Genomic DNA, 306 nt, shown 5'->3' on the forward strand with positions numbered 1-306 from the left:
GTTCCACAAACGGGCACTCCAAGCTTCCAAGGTGGCGATCCATTGGTTCCAATCGATGAAACAGTAGAGCCAACCTTCGAAGATGGAAGCAAAGAGAAATCTATTCCAGGCCAAGGAACTTACACGATTGCACCAGACGGAACTGTAACCTTCACTCCAGACAAGCAGTTTGTTGGAAACCCAGATCCAGTTACAGTCAAACGTGTTGATAAGAATGGCACTCCAGTTACTGCGACTTACAGCCCAGAGTTTACTAAGGTAACTCCGACTGGTTCAGGTGATAAGACAGAGGGTCTGCAAGGTCAG

1 protein-coding gene is annotated in these 306 nt (G+C 47.7%); it reads left to right on the forward strand.

Annotated elements, in window-relative coordinates; all coding sequences use genetic code 11:
• Nucleotides 1–306, forward strand: a 306-nt coding sequence (locus HMPREF2853_RS05185) for an Ig-like domain-containing protein (RefSeq protein ID WP_148131405.1), incomplete at both ends; no start/stop codon positions are given.

It is taken from the genome of Streptococcus sp. HMSC077F03, assembly GCF_001812375.1.
Lineage (GTDB): Bacteria > Bacillota > Bacilli > Lactobacillales > Streptococcaceae > Streptococcus > Streptococcus oralis_S.